The 21,660-nt window shown below is 49.6% G+C and carries 24 protein-coding genes and 2 pseudogenes; 10 read left to right on the forward strand and 16 right to left on the reverse strand.

Annotated features, from left to right (window positions below):
* Window positions 1-129: 129 nt before the first annotated feature.
* Genes AB1656_14210 through AB1656_14225 form a run of 4 tightly spaced genes read left to right on the forward strand, consistent with a single transcriptional unit; the run spans window position 130 to window position 2,839 of the window.
* Entirely contained in the window at window positions 130-453 is a 324-nt protein-coding gene (locus AB1656_14210; protein ID MEW6236535.1) for a 4a-hydroxytetrahydrobiopterin dehydratase, read from the forward strand.
* Window positions 454-480: 27 nt separating this feature from the next.
* The gene (locus tag AB1656_14215; protein ID MEW6236536.1) at window positions 481-1,569 is read left to right on the forward strand and encodes an EFR1 family ferrodoxin; all 1,089 of its coding nucleotides are present in this window, start codon (window positions 481-483) and stop codon (window positions 1,567-1,569) included.
* Between the two features lie 21 nt (window positions 1,570-1,590).
* Window positions 1,591-2,655, forward strand: coding sequence for a GDP-mannose 4,6-dehydratase (locus tag AB1656_14220; GenBank protein MEW6236537.1), 1,065 nt, complete (start codon window positions 1,591-1,593; stop codon window positions 2,653-2,655).
* A gap of 1 nt (window position 2,656) precedes the next feature.
* Complete coding sequence (locus AB1656_14225) at window positions 2,657-2,839, forward strand: hypothetical protein (GenBank protein ID MEW6236538.1); 183 nt, start codon at window positions 2,657-2,659, stop codon at window positions 2,837-2,839.
* 126 nt (window positions 2,840-2,965) lie between these two features.
* On the opposite strand, the gene AB1656_14230 is transcribed toward AB1656_14225, so the two are convergent.
* The 4 genes from AB1656_14230 to AB1656_14245 all read right to left on the reverse strand — a co-directional run bounded on the left by AB1656_14230 (window position 2,966) and on the right by AB1656_14245 (window position 6,253).
* Complete coding sequence (locus AB1656_14230; GenBank protein ID MEW6236539.1) at window positions 2,966-3,229, reverse strand: type II toxin-antitoxin system RelE/ParE family toxin; 264 nt, start codon at window positions 3,227-3,229, stop codon at window positions 2,966-2,968.
* A gap of 26 nt (window positions 3,230-3,255) precedes the next feature.
* The gene (locus AB1656_14235) at window positions 3,256-3,537 is read right to left on the reverse strand and encodes a type II toxin-antitoxin system ParD family antitoxin (GenBank protein MEW6236540.1); all 282 of its coding nucleotides are present in this window, start codon (window positions 3,535-3,537) and stop codon (window positions 3,256-3,258) included.
* Between the two features lie 242 nt (window positions 3,538-3,779).
* Complete coding sequence (locus AB1656_14240) at window positions 3,780-4,898, reverse strand: potassium-transporting ATPase subunit F (GenBank protein MEW6236541.1); 1,119 nt, start codon at window positions 4,896-4,898, stop codon at window positions 3,780-3,782.
* Window positions 4,895-6,253, reverse strand: a complete 1,359-nt coding sequence (locus AB1656_14245) for a cytochrome ubiquinol oxidase subunit I (GenBank protein MEW6236542.1) — start codon at window positions 6,251-6,253, stop codon at window positions 4,895-4,897. Before AB1656_14245 ends, AB1656_14240 begins: the two co-directional genes overlap by 4 nt.
* A gap of 379 nt (window positions 6,254-6,632) precedes the next feature.
* Here AB1656_14245 and AB1656_14250 point away from each other — a divergent pair, with 379 nt between their 5' ends.
* From AB1656_14250 to AB1656_14270, 5 genes are all read left to right on the forward strand, one after another.
* Window positions 6,633-7,961: a Gfo/Idh/MocA family oxidoreductase gene (locus tag AB1656_14250; protein MEW6236543.1), complete on the forward strand. Its 1,329-nt coding sequence runs from the start codon at window positions 6,633-6,635 to the stop codon at window positions 7,959-7,961.
* A gap of 226 nt (window positions 7,962-8,187) precedes the next feature.
* The gene (locus tag AB1656_14255) at window positions 8,188-8,796 is read left to right on the forward strand and encodes a TetR/AcrR family transcriptional regulator (protein MEW6236544.1); all 609 of its coding nucleotides are present in this window, start codon (window positions 8,188-8,190) and stop codon (window positions 8,794-8,796) included.
* A gap of 24 nt (window positions 8,797-8,820) precedes the next feature.
* Window positions 8,821-9,465 (forward strand): flavodoxin family protein, encoded by a 645-nt coding sequence (locus AB1656_14260; protein ID MEW6236545.1) that lies wholly within the window; start codon window positions 8,821-8,823, stop codon window positions 9,463-9,465.
* 55 nt (window positions 9,466-9,520) lie between these two features.
* On the forward strand, window positions 9,521-9,964 hold the full coding sequence (locus tag AB1656_14265) for a DsrE family protein (GenBank protein ID MEW6236546.1): 444 nt from the start codon (window positions 9,521-9,523) through the stop codon (window positions 9,962-9,964).
* A 113-nt stretch (window positions 9,965-10,077) separates the two neighbouring features.
* Window positions 10,078-10,719: a peroxiredoxin family protein gene (locus tag AB1656_14270; protein MEW6236547.1), complete on the forward strand. Its 642-nt coding sequence runs from the start codon at window positions 10,078-10,080 to the stop codon at window positions 10,717-10,719.
* A gap of 56 nt (window positions 10,720-10,775) precedes the next feature.
* On the opposite strand, the gene AB1656_14275 is transcribed toward AB1656_14270, so the two are convergent.
* The 3 genes from AB1656_14275 to AB1656_14285 all read right to left on the reverse strand — a co-directional run bounded on the left by AB1656_14275 (window position 10,776) and on the right by AB1656_14285 (window position 15,652).
* Window positions 10,776-12,398: a sodium/solute symporter gene (locus AB1656_14275; GenBank protein MEW6236548.1), complete on the reverse strand. Its 1,623-nt coding sequence runs from the start codon at window positions 12,396-12,398 to the stop codon at window positions 10,776-10,778.
* A gap of 71 nt (window positions 12,399-12,469) precedes the next feature.
* Entirely contained in the window at window positions 12,470-14,125 is a 1,656-nt protein-coding gene (locus tag AB1656_14280; protein MEW6236549.1) for a DUF262 domain-containing protein, read from the reverse strand.
* A gap of 192 nt (window positions 14,126-14,317) precedes the next feature.
* A complete protein-coding gene (locus AB1656_14285; GenBank protein ID MEW6236550.1) occupies window positions 14,318-15,652 on the reverse strand; it encodes a right-handed parallel beta-helix repeat-containing protein in 1,335 nt (444 codons plus the stop codon).
* A 198-nt stretch (window positions 15,653-15,850) separates the two neighbouring features.
* On the opposite strand from AB1656_14285, the gene AB1656_14290 reads away from it, so the two are divergent.
* On the forward strand, window positions 15,851-16,591 hold the full coding sequence (locus tag AB1656_14290) for a carbohydrate-binding family 9-like protein (protein MEW6236551.1): 741 nt from the start codon (window positions 15,851-15,853) through the stop codon (window positions 16,589-16,591).
* A gap of 184 nt (window positions 16,592-16,775) precedes the next feature.
* Here AB1656_14290 and AB1656_14295 read toward each other — a convergent pair whose 3' ends face one another.
* The 9 genes and pseudogenes from AB1656_14295 to rpsP all read right to left on the reverse strand — a co-directional run bounded on the left by AB1656_14295 (window position 16,776) and on the right by rpsP (window position 21,574).
* Entirely contained in the window at window positions 16,776-17,369 is a 594-nt protein-coding gene (locus AB1656_14295; protein MEW6236552.1) for a cyclic nucleotide-binding domain-containing protein, read from the reverse strand.
* Window positions 17,370-17,555: 186 nt separating this feature from the next.
* Window positions 17,556-17,918, reverse strand: coding sequence for a type II toxin-antitoxin system PemK/MazF family toxin (locus AB1656_14300; protein ID MEW6236553.1), 363 nt, complete (start codon window positions 17,916-17,918; stop codon window positions 17,556-17,558).
* Complete coding sequence (locus AB1656_14305; GenBank protein MEW6236554.1) at window positions 17,902-18,129, reverse strand: CopG family transcriptional regulator; 228 nt, start codon at window positions 18,127-18,129, stop codon at window positions 17,902-17,904. Before AB1656_14305 ends, AB1656_14300 begins: the two co-directional genes overlap by 17 nt.
* A 270-nt stretch (window positions 18,130-18,399) precedes the next feature.
* A pseudogene (gene rplS / locus AB1656_14310) lies at window positions 18,400-18,744 on the reverse strand (50S ribosomal protein L19).
* 167 nt (window positions 18,745-18,911) lie between these two features.
* A complete protein-coding gene (locus AB1656_14315) occupies window positions 18,912-19,484 on the reverse strand; it encodes an RNA methyltransferase (protein ID MEW6236555.1) in 573 nt (190 codons plus the stop codon).
* Window positions 19,481-20,197: a tRNA (guanosine(37)-N1)-methyltransferase TrmD gene (gene trmD / locus AB1656_14320; GenBank protein MEW6236556.1), complete on the reverse strand. Its 717-nt coding sequence runs from the start codon at window positions 20,195-20,197 to the stop codon at window positions 19,481-19,483. Before trmD ends, AB1656_14315 begins: the two co-directional genes overlap by 4 nt.
* A 53-nt stretch (window positions 20,198-20,250) precedes the next feature.
* The gene (gene rimM, locus AB1656_14325; protein MEW6236557.1) at window positions 20,251-20,784 is read right to left on the reverse strand and encodes a ribosome maturation factor RimM; all 534 of its coding nucleotides are present in this window, start codon (window positions 20,782-20,784) and stop codon (window positions 20,251-20,253) included.
* A gap of 47 nt (window positions 20,785-20,831) precedes the next feature.
* On the reverse strand, window positions 20,832-21,074 hold the full coding sequence (locus AB1656_14330; GenBank protein MEW6236558.1) for a KH domain-containing protein: 243 nt from the start codon (window positions 21,072-21,074) through the stop codon (window positions 20,832-20,834).
* Between the two features lie 245 nt (window positions 21,075-21,319).
* A pseudogene (gene rpsP / locus AB1656_14335) lies at window positions 21,320-21,574 on the reverse strand (30S ribosomal protein S16).
* Window positions 21,575-21,660 lie beyond the last annotated feature (86 nt).

The following is a 21,660-nucleotide window of genomic DNA, read 5'->3' on the forward strand; positions in this document are numbered from 1 at the left end:
CAAAATGTTTTTTTCGTTAATGGACAATAAGATTTTGATTTACTTCTTTCCGATTTTTCCTGTCCATTATCAAGTTCATCGGGGATAGATATACTAATCGTCATCGATTAATAGAAAAGGATGCAGCGGATGGAACTGAAAGATCAAAAATGCGCACCCTGCCAAGGCAATATTCCCAAAATGGAGAAACAACGCATCGCCGAATTTCTGCAAAAAATCGTTGGCTGGGACGAGCGCGACGAAAAAATTCACAAACGTTTTCTATTTAATGACTTCATCGAAGCGATGAAATTCGTAAACCGAATGTCGGACCTCGCCGAAGACGCTGGACATCATCCCGATTTCTGCGTCCATTACAACCAGGTCGATGTAACCGTCTGGACGCATAAAATCGGCGGCCTTAGCGTCAGCGATTTTATTCTCGCCGCCAAAATCGACGCCTTGCCAAGATAACGCCAGCTGACTTTAATCGAAATCATCATGTCCTATAAACGACTGCTCCTCTATTGCTTCAGCGGCACGGGCAACACCTACCGCGCCGCCTGTTGGATTCGCCAAGCCGCCGAAGCGCGAGGGATGGAATCCCGCCTTGTTCTCATCGATCGCCTGCGTCCCCAAGACGAAATCGATGACGATCCGGAAACGCTGGTCGGCGTAGCCGCGCCGACGCACGGCTTCACCACTCCTTGGCTGGCATTGCGGTTCGCCGCCCGTTTGCCCCGAAAAAAGCGCGCCCACGCCTTCTGCCTGGCCACGCGGGCAGGGCTGAAATTCGGCCCCGTTTTTACGCCCGGAATTAGTGGAACGGGAACGTTTCTTCTCGCCTTGATTCTCTTCTTTAAAGGCTATCGCGTCCGCGGCTCGTTGAGTTTGGATATGCCTTCCAACTGGATCGCTTTCCATTCTGGTTTGAAGACGTCGAGCGTTGACGCCATCATCCAACGCGCCGAACCAACGGCGCTTCGATTCGCAGATAAAATTTTTTCTTGCCGGAAAGTATGGTTTACCTGGAACAATCTCTATGAATTAATCTGGGGAATCCTTTTATCTCCGATTTCTCTGATCTACTTATTAGCCGGACGATTCTACCTGGCCAAACTCTTTCTCGCCAGCAATCGATGCAACGGATGCGGACTGTGCGCCGAACGCTGCCCCGTTCAAGCGATCAAAATGGTTGGCGCCTCTCAACCCCGCCCGTTTTGGAAATACAAATGCGAAAGTTGCATGCGCTGTATGGCGTATTGTCCCGAACGAGCCGTCGAAGCGAGCCATTCCTGGGCCGTCGTTCTTTATAAAATCGCTTCGATTCCGCTTGTGTTTATTCTATTGCGACGGTTTGGATGGTCTCCCGTCAATGAGTGGTTTCTTCATAATTCCTTTTTTCAACAAGTCTTCGATTTACTGAATCTCTATCTCGCTTTAATTGTCGGCTATTATGGATTCCACTTTCTCACTCGCAATTCCTTTATAAATAATCTCTTTTCCTATACGACGCTCACCCGTCTCTATCGCCGTTATCGCGAACCGCATACGTCCATAAAAGACATCGCGCCCGCGACGCGAAAATGATTCGTTGATTTGCTTCTCCTCATGGTTGAAAAAGACGGCGGGGTTTACTACACTGTTGCCATCGTTTCCCATCCTAATGATAAAAAACCAATCGCATCGGGAGCCGTTGTGAATAAAAAGGCGTTGATTACGGGAATTACAGGCCAGGACGGTTCTTACCTGGCGGAATTATTATTGGAAAAGGGCTATGAAGTGCACGGCCTCGTCCGCCGCGTGGCTTTTGAAGACCCCGAACGGAGATTATGGCGGCTGCGCGATTTTCTGGACCGCTTGCAATTGCACGGCGCGTCCATGGAAAGTTATGCCAGCCTTTTTAAAATCGTCCAGCAAATAAGGCCGGACGAATGCTACCATCTGGCGGCTCAAAGCTTCGTCAGTTACTCTTTCGAGGACGAATTTTCTACGATTCACACCAACATTCACGGAACCCATTTCATGCTGTCGGCCATCAAGGAATTGGTCCCCGAATGCCGCTTCTATTTCGCCGGTTCCAGCGAAATGTTCGGCAGCGTCAAGCAAACGCCGCAAACCGAAGAGACGCCCTTCCATCCCCGTTCGGCCTACGGCATCTCCAAAGTCGCTGGATTCGATCTGACGCGCAATTACCGCGAAGCTTACGGCCTTTTCGCCGCTTCCGGCATTCTCTTCAACCACGAAAGCCCCCGCCGCGGCTACGAATTCGTTACCCGCAAAATCACCCATAGCGTCGCCAAGATCAAACTGGGCCGCCTGAAAAAACTCGAACTCGGCAACCTGGACGCCAAGCGGGATTGGGGATTCGCGGGCGAATACGTCCAGGCGATGTGGCTCATGATGCAGCAGGATCGCCCCCGCGATTACGTCATCGCTACCGGCGAGACTCATTCCGTCAAGGAATTCGCTCAGCACGCTTTCGCTCATGTCGGCTTGAATTGGGAGGATTACGTCGTCAAGGACGAAAAATTCTTCCGCCCCTCCGAAGTCCATCTGCTCTGCGGCGACTGCTCCAAAGCCTCCGCCGAACTTGGCTGGCAGCCGAAAACAAAATTCGAGGATTTAGTCAAAATGATGGTGGATGCGGACCTGCGGACGCTGGAGGGACAATAACATGCGCATGACCACGATGAAACTGGTGCTGCTGCGGTTCTTCATGATAACGGCGGGCCGCATCGGCTGGATCGCCGAGGGCTTTAAAAAATTCATGGTCTGGCGCGTCATCGCATCGCGCGGCGAACAGAAATACGTCGCCAGTTCCAGATTTTTTACCTGGGATCAGCTGGATGAAGAATAGTAATGGCGGGCTGCGCTTCACTTTGAACTCACCCTAGTCAACCGGCTTCACCTATGAGATAAATTCCATGCGGTTGGCGAGAGGATTGCATCGTCTTGATTCTTCATCGCAATTTAGCCAGATTGATTAACGATATTCTTCGCCAAACTGATTTTCAATATCTTGTGCGCCATGCAAGACGCGAAGAAGAATCAGTTTTTCCCCTTCAATCCGAAAATAAAAACAACGCTTCCTATAGGGAAAAGCCCGTAAACCGGGGCGTATCCAATCCCGGGGCGCGCCTGCCATGCGAATGTGCGCTAGTTTGTAAATCTGCCGAACAAGGTCATCGACAAAGCGTTCCGCATAGATCGGACTATCCTTTGCAATTTCTTCATAGATGTTTGCCAAGTCCTCCTCTGCTTCCGGCGCGAAAATTACTTTCCAGTCGCTGTTTTCGATTTTGCTTGTCCTCTTTTCACGATGGCTTCGATAAGTTCAACAGGATCGTCATAGGATTTTCCCTTCCCAGCGGCAAGCGAGGCATCGGCTTCATCAATCAACAGACGAAGTTCACGCATGCGGGTTTCATAGTCCTGCAACATGCGCAGACCGGCGCGAACCACTTCCGTAGCGTTGCCAAAACGGCCTTGTTTCACTTGAGCATCGATAAAACGGTCGTAATTATCTCCTAAAGCGAAACTTCGAGTAGCAGCCATGTCATGTCCTCTTCAACCTAACTATATGTAGTCCAATATTAAATAGTATATAACCATTATTACTAACCTGCAAGATTTTTTCTATTCAAAGCCGTTTGCATTGAAGCTCCGGTTGCAGGCGAAAGGACAAGGAGACATGGAGACATGGAGACTAGATCGTAACCAGAGGCGACGGGGCGACAAATCCCCCAGTCCCCCTGTCTCCCTGTCCCCAAGTCTCGTTTTTTGATCCATCCTACGATCTATGTATCATCTTCCGTACTTTCCGGCAGCGCATAGACAAGTCGAATCAAATACCCCAAAACCAATAGTCCCAAAACGAACGTAATCAAAAACATTGCCAGGCTGGAATAGCTGGGATTCAAGGTTAGTTGATCCATCGTAAAATAGGGCTTCAGCGAAACCATCCGCAAGTGTTCCCTGCCCATCGCCATGCCGAAAAGCGCCGCAGACATTAATCCTACGCCGCTCCATAAAAAGATGGATTTTTCAGGCTGCATCAAAGCCATTATCAAGAATACGAGCAATACGAAAGTAACTACAACGGAAATCGCCCAACCTATAAACAACGCGTCTATGCTCATAAACGCTTTGATGCGGTCGCCGCCAAGGAAGACAAGGTAAAGAAAGCCCGTAGCCATCGCCGCCAGCGTCCCGCCGATAGCCCATAACAGCCCCGAACGATGCAGCCAGCGCGTAGTCTCAGCATCTGCGGGATCGTATCGGCGGCGATAACGCGCAACCGCCGCGCACCACATTCCCGCTACGGCCAATGCGCCGGAGATATTATGCAGATAGCGCTGCCAGAGACTGGAATCGGGCGCGGCGACGCTTTTCGCGCCTGAATAGATGTTCGCCCAATAAGCTGGATTCTCCGTAAGAACGGCGTTGTTGGTGAAAAGAAAAGCGACCATAAAAAAGAGTATCGTATTGACGATTGCGATGAGGCTTGTCCATAATGAACTCGTCGCGCCTTCCGGTCTCTTGGCGATGGCGATATAAATCAAGTAAAACGCGATCATAACCAAAGCCAAGATGCTCATCCAATGCCATCCCATGATGACGTTGGCGGAATAAAAAAAGTTTCCATAGAGCGTTTGCACGAACAATAGCGGCGCCACGCCCATCGTAATCGCCAGCGAAAGCGCAACCGGCATCATTTTCAAAAGCAGGGAATCCGCTTTGGCGGCGGCGGGATTTTTGCCGAAAATCCATTCATTGATCGTGATGATGAGAAAACCGCCGAGAACGAAATTCATAAAGACAACGTGCAGCGTGTACGTCAACAACATCAGAAATTGGAAGATAAAGGCCGGAGAAGGAATTCCCAACGCATCGGGCGGCGGTACGGGAACGTTCATGAGCGGTCCTCCTTATTCGTGTTCGCTTTCGTTGCGCCAGCGTTGCGGGAAAGGACGGCGGAACCTTTTTCCGCCAACTCCCGCAGAAAGAGCGTCAAATCGTTTTTGTCTTTTTCCGGTCCGATGAAGGGCGGCATATAATACTGCTCCACGTGCAGCGTTTCCAGCGCGTGCGTTATGGACTCTTCCGGCCAGTTCTTGATGAGAGGAACAATGCCGTTGGTTCCATCCACGGTATGGCAGCGCAGGCATTGCGCCCGATATAATGCCTCGCCGCGTTGGACGGGCGTCATCGTTCCCGCCTCCACGCCCATCGCGACGGCCGTCCAAGGCGCCCATCCCAACACCCCCTTCTCATTGAGCGCCGCTTCGTCCGCTTTGAGAATCCCGTTGGAATACATGTAATCGTAAATAACGTAAGGCTTGCGGATGCCTTCGCGAACGAATTCCATCGAGCCGGTTGCAATAAACGCGATCGCGCCCAACAGGATCGATGTTTCCAGGTTGATGTACCGTTTTTTTAAAACCAGTCCAATATAGGCGTACAAACCCACTAGCGTCGAGGCGGCTATGCCGAACAAAAAGAACAGCGTCATGGCGATAGCTCCGCCCATGACCAATTGTCTCGCCGCATCCGGCGCCTGGTAAAAATACCATAACGAAATCGGAAGCATCGAAGCCAGCGGAACCAGCCAGCGGCTGCTTTCGTTGATAATCTCCTGCCGTTCCTCGCGGCTGTAGCCTTTATTCATATTCACGGCGATGGCAACGAAGATGGCGGTGATGGCGAAAGCGCTGATCGTACGCAATCCCAGCGAAGGCCAATAGGTGGGATTGAAAAATCCATCCCAAAACGAATGCGTTTGCAGCCATAGGCCGGGGGAAAGCATGAAGGAGAGAATTCCATTGATAATGACCAGGCTCATATAGGCGGAGATGGCGTAAATCCATCCCACGATCAAATGCTTTTTAGGATCCATGCGGTCCCAAGTGTAATAATAAACATATCCCGAAACAATTTCGACGATAAAGAAAACCCATTCCGTCGCCCATCCCCAAACGTATTGGTGGATCAGCGCCGAAGTCGCTTCCGGACTGACCAGAGCGATGGAAAACCATATCCCCACGCCGGTAATCGCGCCGAATACGAAGGAAAGCAGAACGAGAAAGCGGCTGTAATCCTTGAGAAAACGGATTAGGAGAGGACGGTTCTGCTTATAGGCTCGATATTCGGTCGCCGCGGTGAACAGCCCCGCCCCGACGGCGAAATGGGCGACCATGACGTGCGTGATGGCGACGATGGCGATGACCATCCCTCCGCCCAAAAGGGGTACGTCCCAAATGGGATATTGCATCCTCTTTTCCTTTCCGGCAAGAATACGATAAGATCGCAAATCTAGGAGAAGTATTTATTCTTGTCTGAAAATCGATTCGATACGGCATAATTATATTGATAATACCGGGATGGCGGAAAAAAACCAAGAATGGAACGCGGCTCTATTTGAAAGGTTCTCGGTCGTGGCAACGTTTCGATTGTCAGTTCGTTTAACTTCTTTATCGATGATCGACTCAGACTAAACGCAGGGAAAATGTGATGCGCGCCGCCAAACCGACATCTCTCTTGACGAATCGGCGGCTATTTAAGAAGATGGATGGCAGCCAATGAAAATGAAACAGGCTTTTACTCTCCAATAAAATAGAGCGATTTCTAGAATCACGGCGAGCCAACAAAAAATGAACGCCAACACTCCTTTATCTCGTAGAAATTTTTTGCATCAAAGCGCTACTGGCGCCGCTGGACTGACGATGCCCCTCATTCTTCCTAGCCGGGGTTGGGCAGGCGCTAACGAACGCATCTCCATCGGCATGATCGGCATGGGACGGCAGGCGCTTTACGCCAACCTGAAGCCTTTTTTGGAATCGCCCGATACGGTAGTAACAGCCGTCTGCGACGTGGACTCCTGGCGGTTGGACAATGCACTTAAGACGGTGGAAAAGCATTACGCCGAAGCTAAAAACGCCGATTATAAAGGCTGCGCCGCTTATAGGGATTTCCGCAGCGCGCTATCGCGACCGGATATCGACGCCGTGATGATCTCGACGCCGGATCATTGGCACGTCCCCATATCCGTAGCCGCCGTCAACGCGGGCAAGGATGTATGCTGCGAGAAGCCGCTCACGCTGAGCATCGAGGAAGGGCGATATCTCAGCGATCTCGTAACGAGAAAGAAGCGCGTGTTCCGCACTGACAGCGAATTCCGCTCGCTGCCGGTTTTTCATCGGCAATGCGAACTGGTCCTCAATGGACGCATCGGCGAAGTGCAGAAAATCAAAACCGGCGTTCCCAAGGGCGATGCCGCCTGTCCGCCGCAGCCGGATATGCCCGTTCCGGACGAACTGGATTACGAGATGTGGCTGGGACCGGCGCCCCGCGCCCCCTACACGCTGAACCGCGTCCATCCGCGTAAGGATTATTCCCGCCCCGGCTGGATGCGCGTGCGCGACTATTGCGAAGGCATGGTGACCAATTGGGGCGCCCATCTCAACGACATCGCCCAATGGGGTAATGGGACGGAACGCACGGGGCCGGTGGAAGTGGAAGGACGCGGCGAATATCCCGCCGAAGGCTTGTGGAACGTGCTTTTAAGTTTCGAAGCGGTCTATAAATTTGCGAACGGCGTTCAGTTGACATACGAAACGAGCCAACCTTTCGTGCGTTTCGAAGGTTCGGAAGGCTGGATACAGGCCGATTATACCGGCCAGAAACTGACGGCGTCCTCGGAGGCCATCCTTCAATCCAAAATCGAAGACGGCGAAATTCACTTGCCCCTCAAGAGCGATAAGCAGGATTTCATCGACGCCGTAAAATCGCGCGGCCAAACTCTTGAGGACGCCGAGGTAGGCCACCGTACGACGTCGCTCTGCCAACTAGGCCACATCGCCATTCAGACAGGTAAGAAACTGTATTGGGACCCCAAAGAAGAACGCTTCTCCGGCAACGATATCGCCAATCGCCTGCTATGCCGCCCCCTGCGCTCGCCGTGGAAGCTGTACGAATTGTAATTCCAATTGCCAAAGTATTACTCTCCACTCCTATGAAAAAGCAAAGTGGCAAAACCAAAAAACGGATAACACCGTAATCACCGCCCTCCATTATTTTTTGGAAAAATCGCTTAATCAAAGAAAACGCAAAAAAGGAAGAATAATTTTATTAATTCTCCTTGCATGAACACAAAAAATCGTATATTATTTATAAACCGACCAGTCGGTTTATATTAAAGAGGAAATAATGCGCTCCGGAAAATTGACAAAAGAACGACTTTTGGATGAAACGACCAAACTCGTTCAAACGAAGGGCTTTGGCGCTACTTCCCTCAACGAACTTTTGGCCGTTGCTGGTATTAAGAAGGGGTCGCTTTACTATCACTTCACCGATAAAGATCATCTTGGACTGGCCGTGTTGGAACGCGCCAAGACAAGATTCCTGGAATCGCTCGATGAATTGTTGTTCACTTCAACGCCAACAATTAGTATACACAAGTTTCTCGACTTTGTGTTGGATAGACATCGCAAGAAGGGATTTACAGGCGGGTGCTTGTTCGGCAATACGGCTCTTGAGATGAGCGACGCCGACAATCGATATGCCGTATGCGTGAGCGACCTGTTCCAAGAATGGATAACAAGAATCGAAGCGGTAATCTTGTCTGGCCAACAGGCTGGGGAATTCCGTTCGGACATCCCAGCCGCCGATCTAGCGCAAGTGTTTGTGTCAACCATCGAAGGCGGGATCATGATGTCGCGGCTAAAAAAGGAGGAAGGCCCATTAAAGACCTGCCTTGAAACGCTCATGACTTTCCTCAGAGCAGAACAACGACAAACTAGCAATTCATCTCAATAATCGAATAGTACGAAAGGAACTTTTATGAAAGTACTAGGAATCAGCGGCAGTCCTCGCAAAGGATCAACTACCGACCAGTTGGTACAAGAAGTTCTAGCCGGAGTGGAAGGGTGCGAAACCGAGTTCGTTTCGTTGGCCGGAAAAAAAATCGGACCGTGTTTAGCGTGTTTGGGATGCGTCGAGACGAACATTTGCCGTCTTAAAGACGATTTGGCGCCAATGCGCCAGACGATCGTCGATTCCGACGCATATGTCATTGGCGGAGCGAATTACTTCAACAATCTTAACAGTCTTACTCACTGTTTCATGGAACGGTGGTATCAATTCCGTCACCGCGACAGTCAAGTTATGGCAGGCAAGTTGGGCGTGGCTGTAGGCGTTGGCAGCAACGATCCCAAGCCAGTTATTGAAGTCATCCGCAACTTCTATAAATATAACCAAATCGAGTGCGTCGGGGAGGTTGAGGCTAAAGGAGCGGCCTCCTGTTTCATCTGCGGATATGGAGAGACATGCCAATCCGGCGCTATTCACTTTTTCTATGGTCCGGGCGCGAAGATTACCGAAGAAATTACTCCATCGCTAACCAAACAGCCGCAATCTCGGACAGCGGCGCGCGAGTTGGGCATGAAACTAAGCGAACGCTTGCATACTCCCGTCATGGGAATGTAACGTGGCGGACTCAGGAATAGATTTAAATCCAAATTATTCTCTAGGAGGCAATTCCATGAATAAAAAACAACTATTCTATCTTAGCGGGACGATCCTAGCCATGTTTTATATCGTCTCCTCTTTCGCTCAAGTGAAGGAATCATCTTCAAAACCAAACCCAAACGACTCTCGTCTCGCGGTGGTATGGACAAGCGGCGATCCGGATGTAGCCCACCGGGTTTGTCTTATGTACTCACATGCCGCCTTGCAAAACAAATGGTTCGACGAAGTGCGATTGATCGTATGGGGACCCTCGGCCAGACTCCTGGCGGGAGACAAGGATCTTCAAGCCAAAATTAAAAAGATGATGGAGGATGGCGTGATTGTTCAGGCTTGCATCGTATGCGCCGACTCTTACGGCGTTACTGAAACGCTACGTGGATTGGGGATTGAAGTGAAGGCGATGGGCCAACCTTTGACGAGTTTTCTAAAAGAAAACTATAAAATACTGACATTTTAAATCCCGCCTCTGGATGATAGGGACTATTTGCTAAAGGGAGTTCTTATGTCAATTTTGCCGCTTTCCAAAGAAAGAAGCGTTCAACAAATCCAATTGCGAAAGGATAATATTCGATGACTCATAATATTCTCAATGCCGTGATTGTATTTTCCCTCGTTTTTCTCTCTTCTTGCGCCGAATCGCCTAATTCCAGCGAACATGCTTCCCCTCAAACGAGTAGCGCAGCCGAACAGATTATGGAAACATCATCGCCCAACCGATCGCTACCGCCCGTTGTGGGAGAAAAAGCGTTGGATTTTTCGTTGCCCACACTCGACAAAAAAACGTTTCAACTTTCAAAGCAGTTAACTAAAGGACCTGTGGCGCTCGTGATACTACGCGGTTGGCCTGGTTATCAATGTCCGATATGCGCGACGCAAGTTGGAAAGTTCATTGCTCGCGCCGATGATTTTAGATCTGTCAATGCGCGCGTTGCGTTCGTTTATCCCGGACCAGCAGACCATCTTGTTGAACATGCCGAAGAGTTCTTCAGCAGACAAAACATCCCCGATAACTTCTTCTTCCTAATCGACCCAGATTTCAAGTTTACCGTCAGCTATGGCTTGCGTTGGAACGCCCCAAAGGAAACCGCTTATCCCTCGACTTTTATCATCGACCAACAAGGAGCGATCCGCTTCGAAAAAGTAAGTAAAACCCACGGGGATCGCGCCAGCGCCGACGATGTACTGAAAGTTCTTGCTGAAATGAAAGAATAGAATCCATATTACTACAACGTTGCGATGGTAAAGGCGTCCTAAAAAACGTTCGAATACTATTTAAAAATAATAAACAGACTAGCGGACGATGCTACCATCACCGCCCACCAGAGCATCAGGTTGCGACGGCCGCGATTCATAACTCGTTCTGATTCGGGCAGCCTTCCCCATTGGGCGTTCCAGATGGCGTCGGGATCGTACATCTCTTGCGCGTTTTTGGGAATAAGATAAGTGGCGAGCGTGAGCGCCGCCAGGCAAATCGCCCAGTTGACCGCCGCCCGGTTCAACAACGGCTTGAGTTGCGCGACGCCTTGCGTCCCCCATGTTTCTGCGAAGATTTTCAGGCATACGCCGCTGAAGATTCCGAAAATCAGCGTAAACGCCGCCGCGCGCCCGTGCGCCTTTCGCCAGAGGAATGCCGCCAGAAAGATAACGGTAACCGGCGGCGCCAGAAAAGCGGCCATGTCTTGAATGTAAATGAATATCCCGCCTTCCCACATCAGGAGCAGCGGAGCAAACGCCGTTCCGATGAGGATGACGATGAAAGTGGACCAGCGTCCGGTCGAAACCAATTCCGCATCGGTTGCATTAGGGCGGCAATATCGTTTATAGATATCCATCGACCAGATCGTGGAGGCGGAATTCAAGACGCAAGAAACAGTGCTCATGATCGCCGCGATCAGCGCCGCCAGCAGGATTCCCTTCCCTACCGGAGGCAGAAATTCGTTAATCATTTTGACGTAAACGGCGTCTTCTTTCAGACCCGGCCCGAATTTGGCGAAGGCGACGAGGCCGGGGAATACGATGATGGAAGGGAGAATCAATTTGATGTAAGCGCAGCCGATGACGCCCATCTTGGCGTCCCATTCGCTTTTCGCGCCCAGGCAGCGTTGAATGTAAAACTGGTTGGCGCCGACGTACCATAGCGACAAGGTCAGCCAGAAAGTAGCCACGCCCGGCCACGGCGAGACGGGATGATTGGCGGATTGAATGAGGCTGAAGCGCGAAGCGTCGTAAGCCAGGTTGGTTTCGATCACCTTATGAAAACCGCCCGCATTGTGAAGACCGATGAAGAGCAGCAGCGCGCCGCCAAGGACAAGAATGACCACCTGTAAAACGTCCGTCCAGACCACGGAAAGCAGCCCGCCATAAATGCAGTAAGCCGCCGTCGCCGCCGATATCATCAATATGCCGCCGATAAAAAAGGAGTTGAAGGATTCTACGGGGCGTTGCAGCGTCATCTCGTAGATGATTCGTCCGCCCGCATACAAAGCGGGAGCGAGAACCACCATCACCATGTGAAATAGGCTGAACAAGGCGAAGACGGAGCGAGTAGCCGGAGAATAGCGCCGTTCCAAAAATTCGGGAATAGTATAAAGCCGCTTGCGGTAGAAGAAAGGCAGGAATATCCAAGCCAAAATGGAATAAGGAATGAAGTTTCCCCATTCGAAGGTAGCGGGCGCCAGTCCGACGGCGTAGGCGGTTCCCACCATGCCGATAAAATGCTCCGTGCCAATGTTGGCGCCAGTCATGGACATGGAGATGGCGTACCAAGGCAGTTTGCGGCCTGCCAGAAAATAATCGTCGGCGACGTTTTTCTCTTTCCTCGCCACCCAAAAACCCAAGCCCAGCGAGACGATGAAATAAGCGGCGGTTACGGCTAAAACGGTGATGTCCATACCCAAACTCTTTTCTGATAGAATCGAATGCAGTTATTTTTTATTGTGAAAAATTCATAGGATCATTTCATTCATTCTGATTCTATTTCTTGAGTTTCACTCGCTGAAAGAGCAGGTTGTTTAGAATCAATATCTTGTTCAATGATTCTTTTCTTCAATTCAAGACTGAAAGCTTTGCAACGTCCAAAAAAGAATGAATCATAATCATCATTATATATATTATATTTTTCTATATTGATAAGATGTGTTTTCATACATATATCCAAATTCTTATTCTGTTTTGAGAATTTTTTAATATATTTTGATGGTGCTTGTGCTCGAATTTCTCTTTTATTCAAGTAATCATCAACGATAGTAATATTGGCTATATGATTAATAAATCTGTATTCTTCTCCTTTTTTCTCCATAAATGATATGGGGAAGAAATGATGGAAATTCCTACTATTGGCTTGCTTTAACCAATCATTACTCAAGCGAACCACTGAATTATCAATAAAAGATTTTGGTTCATGAAAAGCAAGAATGCACAAAAGTGCTTTTATATAAGACCTTCCAACGGAAAACCACCCATTTTCATTAATGAAATCATCACTTGTATCAACAGCCCAATCGTACTTTGGTAGTTCTCCTTGGATAATAGCATCCATTTTTAATATATCTTGAGACAATCTGGTATCTACGCTTTGTGAATATCGACCTCCAAGTGAAACGCGCCAAAAAAAATCCTGCATATAATTCAAGGCTTGTCCAATCGGTTTTCGTTTTGTTTTATAGAAATAATATGCAAACGGAACTATCAGATTGGGATATGGCAGAAGCCGCGAGACGGGGATGCGAAATGTATTACGAAAAAAATCGACAGCGCTTTTTATGGCGTCCATCGCATCAGGCCAAATATCTATTACTTTATTACGAGGTAATCTCAAAATTTCTTTTTTCCTGCATTCTTTGATTAAAAGGATTGATACCGTTTGTAAGACCACTGAATCAGGAATTGTGCCATAATCTACATCCTTTAGTTCGCTGATGAGTTCATCGTATTTCTCAGCTAGATCGAAATCCTGTATAGAATCAAATGTTTTCGCAACCATAATTTCAAAAACAGATAGTGGCTTTCCGCTCACATTAAGCCTGGTGAAAATTTCAGTAGCGACGTCGATGGAAGCCTCTTTGATCAAGACGCTTGAGAATTGGTAAGCATTAATACGGTCCTTGAATTTCTGTATCTTGTCTTGGCAGGTTTCAGGATAAGCCGTAAGATCTTTAAGTTTTCCATATAAAAGATCGTGTAGTTTTATGACATGATGATGATTGTTTTCATCCCTGGCCGTAAGGACGATTGATTCATCTTCATTCGATTCGAGATCAAGAAAGAACTCAGAATAATCATCTTCATGATCCTCGCGATAAATCTTCAATCCCTTAATGCTGGCGAATAGCGTAGTAAGGCGTTGTTGTCCATCAAGTACATACTGAACATAATCCCCTTCCGGCGTATCAGGTAAATCCAATCCACCAAGATTACGTAATGCCCGAAGTTCTTCTTTGGTCTTCCAGAATATGAAAGTACCGATCGGATATCCTTTGACGATACTGTCCAATAATTTAGCTGATTTATCTTTACTCCAAACAAAATCTCGTTGGAATTGAGGAATTTTGATAATACCTTTTTCAATGTCGCTCATTAATGATGTGAATATTAAAGATTGAGGTTCGGGCAGATTCATGACTTGTTCTTCCTCCCGGATTGACAGGGTGGCAAAGGCAGGTTATTTCTGCCTTTGATCATTCCCATTAATTTAAAAAAATCTTAGGTAATTTGTTTTACGACCGGGGTGGCAAGGGCTAGGACTTTGCCACCCCTTGAGAAATCGATCAAAGGCAGACTTCGTCTTGCCTTTGCCACCCAATCCGAATTATTATTTCTTCCTTCGGTCGTCGATTTGAGTTTCCGCTTCGATGACATTGTCTTCCAACGCCGCTTCCCCCGCCTTTTCCTCGATGATAATTCCGACGGTTTGAGTTTGTTTATCTTTGGCGCGCGTATCGCGGATTTGGTTTTTGCTAAAGACGAGGCCGTTGGTTTCACCCCTCACCCGGATGCCCGCCGTTCCCGGCTTTTCTCCGTTATTTTCGATGACGTTTTCTTCCAAGCGGTTGCGATGGCCGGCCATGCCCAATGTTTCGTTGCGGAAATAAACGCCTTCTTCATGGTTGAGGCGGATCGTATTATGGCGGAACAAATTGTCGGAATCTTTATGGCCGATGGAAATGCCGTAACGTCCATTCTCTTCGGAAACGATATTTTCGAAGAGGCCGTGACGCACGCGCCAGCACAGGAACAAGCCGTCGTTGCCGTTGCGGCGGGCGACGCAATCGCGCATCACTGGACGTTGGGAGCCGCTGCCGGGATGCAAGCCGAGATCGGCGTTCTCCTCGCTGACGCAGCCAATCACCTGAACGTCGTTGGATTGCTGAAAGCTAATGCCGTCGCCGTTGTAGTTGCGCACGACGCAATTCTGAATCACCGTCCCGAAGCCGCGATAGAGAAAGATTCCCGCTCCCCGGCAGCCGTTAAGAGCGATGTTCTTCTCCTTATTGCCGTCGATCGTCAAACCTTCAATTCGAACGCCTTCCGTATCGTAACCGCTGACGACGGGATAGACCGTCGCGGCGTAGGCTTTGTTGTTCGCCATGCAGTCGGCGTTCAAAGGCTTGCTGATGGCCAAACGATTTCCGTCGCGGCCAATGATTCTAGCCACGGTAGTATGGAAGCCGCCAGCATTGTCGTCGGTGATCGCAACGCCAAAACCCACTTCGAAGCCAGCGGGATTTTCTACCGTAATCTGTTCTTCTCCATAATCCCCATCGATGGCCAACGGCGACGAGACGCCGTCCGCCTTGCGCAGAATCGTCTTTCCCGCTACGCCTTTAACGGCAACGTTGGAGCGCAGATGGAGAGAATCGTACATGACGAATTCCCCCGCTCCGATCTCCACAGTTCCCCCGCCCAGTCCGGCGATGTAATCGACCGCCGCTTGCAGCGCTCGTTGGTCGCGTCCTACGAGATCGGCGTTTTCCTGGCCGACGGTAATAGAAGGAGTCTCCTTCATCGCCGATCGCATGGCTTTGGGCAGCTGTTGTTCGTCTTGAGGAGGCGAATAATCGATGCGATCTTCCGACGCAACAATGGTCAAAGGGAAAATGAAGAGAGATAATAATCCATATAGAAAATTTGAAGAACGACGGATCATAATTTTCCTCCTAATCGGTTTTGTGAGCATTGCAAATCAATTTATAGAACGGAATTTCATCAAAATACCTTTGATCTTTATTCGCCGTCAAGCGGCATATAGATGCTTACAATCCCGTCATTGTCAAACGGCAATCGATTTGATACGATAAAATCAAGCCTATACCAATTACACGCCATGATCGCCGAGGATCGCGCCATGAATTCGAATCAACCTCAAGCAGCCGTATTGCCCGTTAATCAAGAACCGAAACGCATCGTGATTCCCTATCAGGAAGGAGAAATGAAAATCGACGCCGTCTTCGACGAACCGCAATGGAAACAGGCGGCGATTATCTCCCCCTTTTATCTTAACAATGGAACCAAAGAAGGAACCGAAGCCACGGAATTGCGCCTCTTTTACGACGACAAGCGTTTATATCTCGGCTGGACCTGCACCGACAGCGATATCCAGGCGACATTGACGCAGCGCGACGCCAGTCTCTGGGACGAAGAAGTCGCCGAAGCCTTCCTCGCTCCCCACGATCCCTGCCGCTACTTCGAGCTGCAATGGAATCCATTAGGGACCATCTTCGACGCCATTATCACGAATCAAGTCGGTTCAAATGGTTTATCGATAAAAATCAACGGGGATCATAGTTTTACCGCCCAGGAAATGAAATCGGCGGTGATTGTTGATGGAAAAATCAACGATCCCAACGTGAAGGATAAAGAATGGAGAGTGGAGGTTGCGATTCCTTTTTCCGACCTGCAAACGAAAACTCCGGTATTAGGCGACGTATGGCGGGGCGCCTTCTACCGCTATAACCGAACAACCCGAAAAGCGCTGGAATTGCTCGCCTGGTCGCCGACGCTGACGCCCTCCTTCCACGAACCCAGCCGCTTCGGCTATATCGAGTTCGGCGACCGGCCTGCGAATATACCGTTTTTGAAATATTAATTCATGTTACGCAGCCAGTTCGTTCACATCATTGAAAAAATCGTTCAAGAATTTCATCCCAGCCTTAAAAGGTTGGGCTATTGTCAAATGCCCCTTTTAAAGGGGCAAACGACAATAGCCCGCTGTTTTAACGGCGGGTTTTCTTTCATCGTGCGCAACATTGAGATATTAATAGAAGAATGCTTCACCGGCTATCCTTTTCTCGCCGCTCGATGGAAACCATGCGCCGGATTTTTCCTTTATCCGGCTCTTCTTCTATTGGCTCCGGCTCCAATTCTGGCTCTATTTCTATTGATTCCAGTTCCGGTTCCAAATCTATTGGCTCCCGTTCCAATTCCGGCTCCTCTTCGAAACGAATCGCCGGCGGGGCGTCTTGGGCCATCGGCTTGATAAACGCATCGTAACGGGCTTGGGTTTTGGCCAGGTTGTCGGAAACCGTTACGACGCGGCTGCTGAGGATTTTGATGATGGTTTCCGCGATATCGGGAGAGCGGCGGATAATCTGCTTCAGGCGGTGGCGGTTGATTTGAATCAATCCCACATCCTCCAAAGCGATCACGGTCGCCGAACGGGGACGTTCGCACAATATGGCGATTTCGCCAACTAGATCGATGGGCGCAATGACGCCCACGGGGACGTTTTCCCCATCGATTTCCTTCTCCACTTGCAAGCGCCCTTCCACCAAGAGATAGGCGCAATTGCCCATCTCTCCCTCTTTCATCAATATGGAGCCGCTTGGAAGCCTGACGTAATCGCCCTTTTTCAAACCTTGCAACAATTTCCTTCTCTTTTCTATCGAAGCGTTAAGTTCATTATAACCGTTAATTCATCTGAAAATCACGTCGAACGAAAAGAATTCTGATTTTCCCAGCGCATCAATTCCTATCGATCGAATCGCAGATTCGATTAAAATCGGATGCGATATTCGCTTTGGAGAAAATGGATCAGGATAGTACGGCTCATCTCAATCCATGCCGAATACGATTTTTAAGGCGCCATAAATCGAAATCAGATAGTGCTTTTCCAGCGCTCCTTGTTTATTATAGATGCGAGACGCATCGACAGCCCTCAATTGTTTCAAGTTGATATGACGATTCTTATCCAAGCCGTTTTCTTTGGTAGGAGAGATATTCACAACAAAAGGCCAGTTTTTATGGTCGGGAAGGATAGGGGCTATCAAGAGCGTCTTCGATCCCTTGTTTACTAGATCGCATTGCAAAATGACGCACGGTCTTTTTTTCTTGGTTTCCGCGCCTCGCGTTGGTTCCAAATCAATCCAATATATTTCCAGCCGCTTGTACATGGCGCCCTTATGACGACAAGCCATCGGAGAGAGTTTCGTCCCAATCGGATAATTCTTTTTGATACTCCGTATCTTCCGCTTCTTCTTGATTGGCTTTCCGGATGGCGGCCTCTAACAGGCGTTGTTTTTCTCTCTTGAGAAGTTGGTTGATAAAAGCGCTGCGGTTTGCGCCGCCAACCTCCGTCAGGAACGCATGAACATCGTCGTCTATTGTAAACGTAGCGCGCATCGTCATATAATCATACTCCATACTCATACCAATATATCATATATAAACGCAAGAAGCAACGATAGCGCGATAAAATAGAGTTATGCCTGATAAAAAAATCCCCCGCCCTTCGATGAAGAGATCGAAAAGGCGGGGAATATTTTTTGCCAGATAACGCAGGAATACTACGGCGGTTTATTCGTTCGTCTCGACCGTTGCCGGTTCCATCTCCATAGCGCTTTCCGCCAGGACCAGACGAGGATCGACGCCTTCCGTCAATTCCTTCTTGATGGATTTGCGGCGCGCCTTGATGCGGGTGGCTTTGCCGACGCGATCCCGCAGATAATACAACTTGGCCCGGCGCACGCGTCCCCGGCGCACGACTTTGATGGATTCGATGCGGGGGGAGTGGAGCGGAAAGTTGCGTTCGACGCCGACGCCATAGGAAATCTTGCGCACGGTGAACGACTCGCCGAGTCCGCCGCCGGTGCGGGCGATCACGATGCCTTCATAGGCCTGGATTCTCTCTTTTTCGCCTTCGATAACGCGCGTATTCACGCGGACGGTATCCCCCGGCTGGAAAAACGGGATGTCGCTCTTCAATTGCTGTTTTTCAAAAGCGGTCAAAGCGGGATTTTCCATTTTCAACTCCTTCATCCGGCGGCAAAGCCCCGGCTATTAATAGAATTTCTTTAGATTTCGATCAATCAAAAACAACTTGCTTTATTTCCCTTATCATTAATCCATCCCAAGATGAAGATGGCAAGCTACGACATAAATTGAATTACAAGAAATACAAAAAAAGTATTTTAATCTCTTTTTCTATTCCCGCAAAGCCTGTCAAGTACGATCGCCGCGGCGCTGCGTACGGAAAGATGGTTGTACTCTCCCGCGCCTTCGATCGGTTCCAAGAGAAGATCGCAGCGGCGGATGAACTCGTCGATCAAACCCCATCCGGTTCCGAAGAGAAGGAGATACGGCCTCTCTTCCCGCGCCAAACGCTCCGCCAGTTCGAAGTAACTCGTCGTCCGTTCGCTGCGGCGGGCCGATGTCGCCGCAAGAATCGGCCTGGCGCCGTGAGTCTGGGCGATCTCCTCGACGCAATCTTCGAGATGATCTTTGATCGACATGATGGTTAAAGCGTCAGTGCGGGTTTTGTTGTAATTGACGCCGTACTCGCTTTTCCAAAATTCCGCAATGCGCCCGGCGAGATGCTTCATAATCGCCAAATGATTGACAACGTAGTATTTCTTCACGCCAAACGTCAAACAGGAACGGGCGATGTCATGCAAGTCCAACGGCGTTATCGAAGTGGTGATAATCTCGCCGTTTTTTTTGTAGACCGGGTAATGCAACAGCGCGGCGTAGAGAGGCGCGCTCATCCACGGCCTCCCGCTTCGCGCTTTTTTGCCTGATCTCGCAAATAATCGGAATAGAGATCGGGACGCCGGATCATGGTGCGCATCAGCGATTGCTCCAACCGCCATTTGGCGATTTCGGCGTGATTGCCGCTGAGAAGAATCTCCGGCGCCTCCATCCCCCGCACGGTTTGGGGACGAGTGTAGCGGGGGCAATCCAAAAGGCCGGACGTAAATGAATCCTCTTCCACCGAACCCATCGAATTGACCGCGCCGGGAATTAAACGCACAACGGCGTCTACAATGGCCATCGCGGGAATTTCGCCGCCGGTGAGCACGAAATCGCCGATGGAGATTTCGTCGGGATGGAAATAGTCGAACACTCTTTGATCCACCCCTTTATAATGGCCGCAGATAATGACGAGATGCTCCTTTTGCGAAAGCCTTTCCGCCGTCGCCTGGCAAAAGGTTCTTCCTTGCGGCGTTGTCAAGATAATATGGGAGGATTCGTTTTTCAGGTCTTCCACCGCTTCGATCAAAGGTTCGGCCTTCATAACCATGCCGTCGCCGCCGCCGAATTGTTCGTCGTCGGTTTTATGGTGACGGTCATGGGTCCAATCGCGCAGATTGCGAACCGCGATCTCGACAAGGCTGGATTCGCGCGCCCGTTTGACGATGCTCTCCTCGAATGGACCGGAAAACATGTCTACGAATGTCGTAAGAATATCGATTCGCATGGTATGTTCGCGCTCCTTTCAAAGATGGCTTTCTCAATCCGCCGGACGCTAAATCAATCCATTTCCTCTTGCAGAGTTACGACGATGGTTTGTTCCTGTTTCCGCACTTCCTTAATCACGTCGAGAATCGCAGGCAGCAATCGTTCTTCGCCGTTCGATCCCCGCACGACCAACACGTCGCATTCGCCGGTTTCGAGCACTTCTTCGATGCGGCCTAAATCCTCGCCCGATTCCGTCACTACGCGAGCATACAGAAAATCGGCTTCGTAATACTCGCCGGGATACTGAAGTTCCGGCAATTCGGCTTCGTCCAACCATAGAAGTGAACCGATCAGTTTTTCCGAAGCGTCGCGGCCGTCCACAGTCTTGAACTTGACGATCGGCGATTTTAAGGAACCGCGCACATAGTCCACTTCCAGTACCAAATCGGGCGATTCCAGATGCACGCGCTTCAAATGCTCTATAAGCCGAGGATCGCAGCCGAAAGGCTGGAATTTCAGCTCGCCTTTCAAAGCGTGAGGCTTAGTAATTTTTCCGAGGTAGATGCGATCGTCCCTCAGTTTAGCTTTCCGCCGCCGAATGACCATACGCTCACCGCTCAAACGCCCTACGGCGGATTGGAACCGATCTCGCTTTATTCGTTCTCTTCGGCGATTTCCACATGAACCCGCTTATTTTCCAGCGCGGCTCTCGCCGACGCCATTTGCCTCAAGGCCTGTGCGGTTCTGCCGCTGCGGCCGATGATCTTGCCCATATCTTCCGGATTAACGCGCAGGACGTACTCAATGGCGCCGTCGTTGAGCGTCTTTTCCGTAATCGTCACGTCGTCGGGAAACCGCACCAGCGACTTGGCGAGATAAATTAAAAAATCCTTCATGTTTTTGCAGCCCTTCCCGAAGAACGCAGGGACGCGCGCCTTTACGCCGATGGGAACGACTTTCGACCATTCGTTCCCCCGCTTGGCTTTCGCCGGGCGACGCGCTCTTGCGCCCCCCTTTAGTCTTCTTCCTTGACAGGATCCAACTGTCCGACGATCGTCGTTTCCGGGTCCACGATGACGGGCGCCGCAGGGGCCGTTTTTACGACCGCTTCGATTTTGACGGAGCCGTCTTTATATGCGCCGGATTGAAATTTTTCTAGAATTCCATGTTTCTTCAACATAGAGCGGACGGTTTCGCTCAATTGGACGCCCTTTTGCAGCCATTGCAAAATTTCTTCTTCTTTCAAGGATATCTGCGCCGGCTGTTTTACGGGATCGTACCAACCCACATCGGAGATGGTTTTTCCATCGCGGCGCCAATGCGAATCCACGACCACCAGCCGGTAAAAAGGCAGATTCTTTTTTCCCAACCTTTTGAGACGGATTTTTAGAGCCATTAATTTCCTCCTGCGCTCCAGTTCTTTTCGATATAATTCATTCAGCGAGAATAATACCTATCGCCTTTAAATTTGCCGCTATCAAA

This window comes from Candidatus Omnitrophota bacterium (assembly GCA_040755155.1).
Taxonomy (GTDB): domain Bacteria; phylum Hinthialibacterota; class Hinthialibacteria; order Hinthialibacterales; family Hinthialibacteraceae; genus JBFMBP01.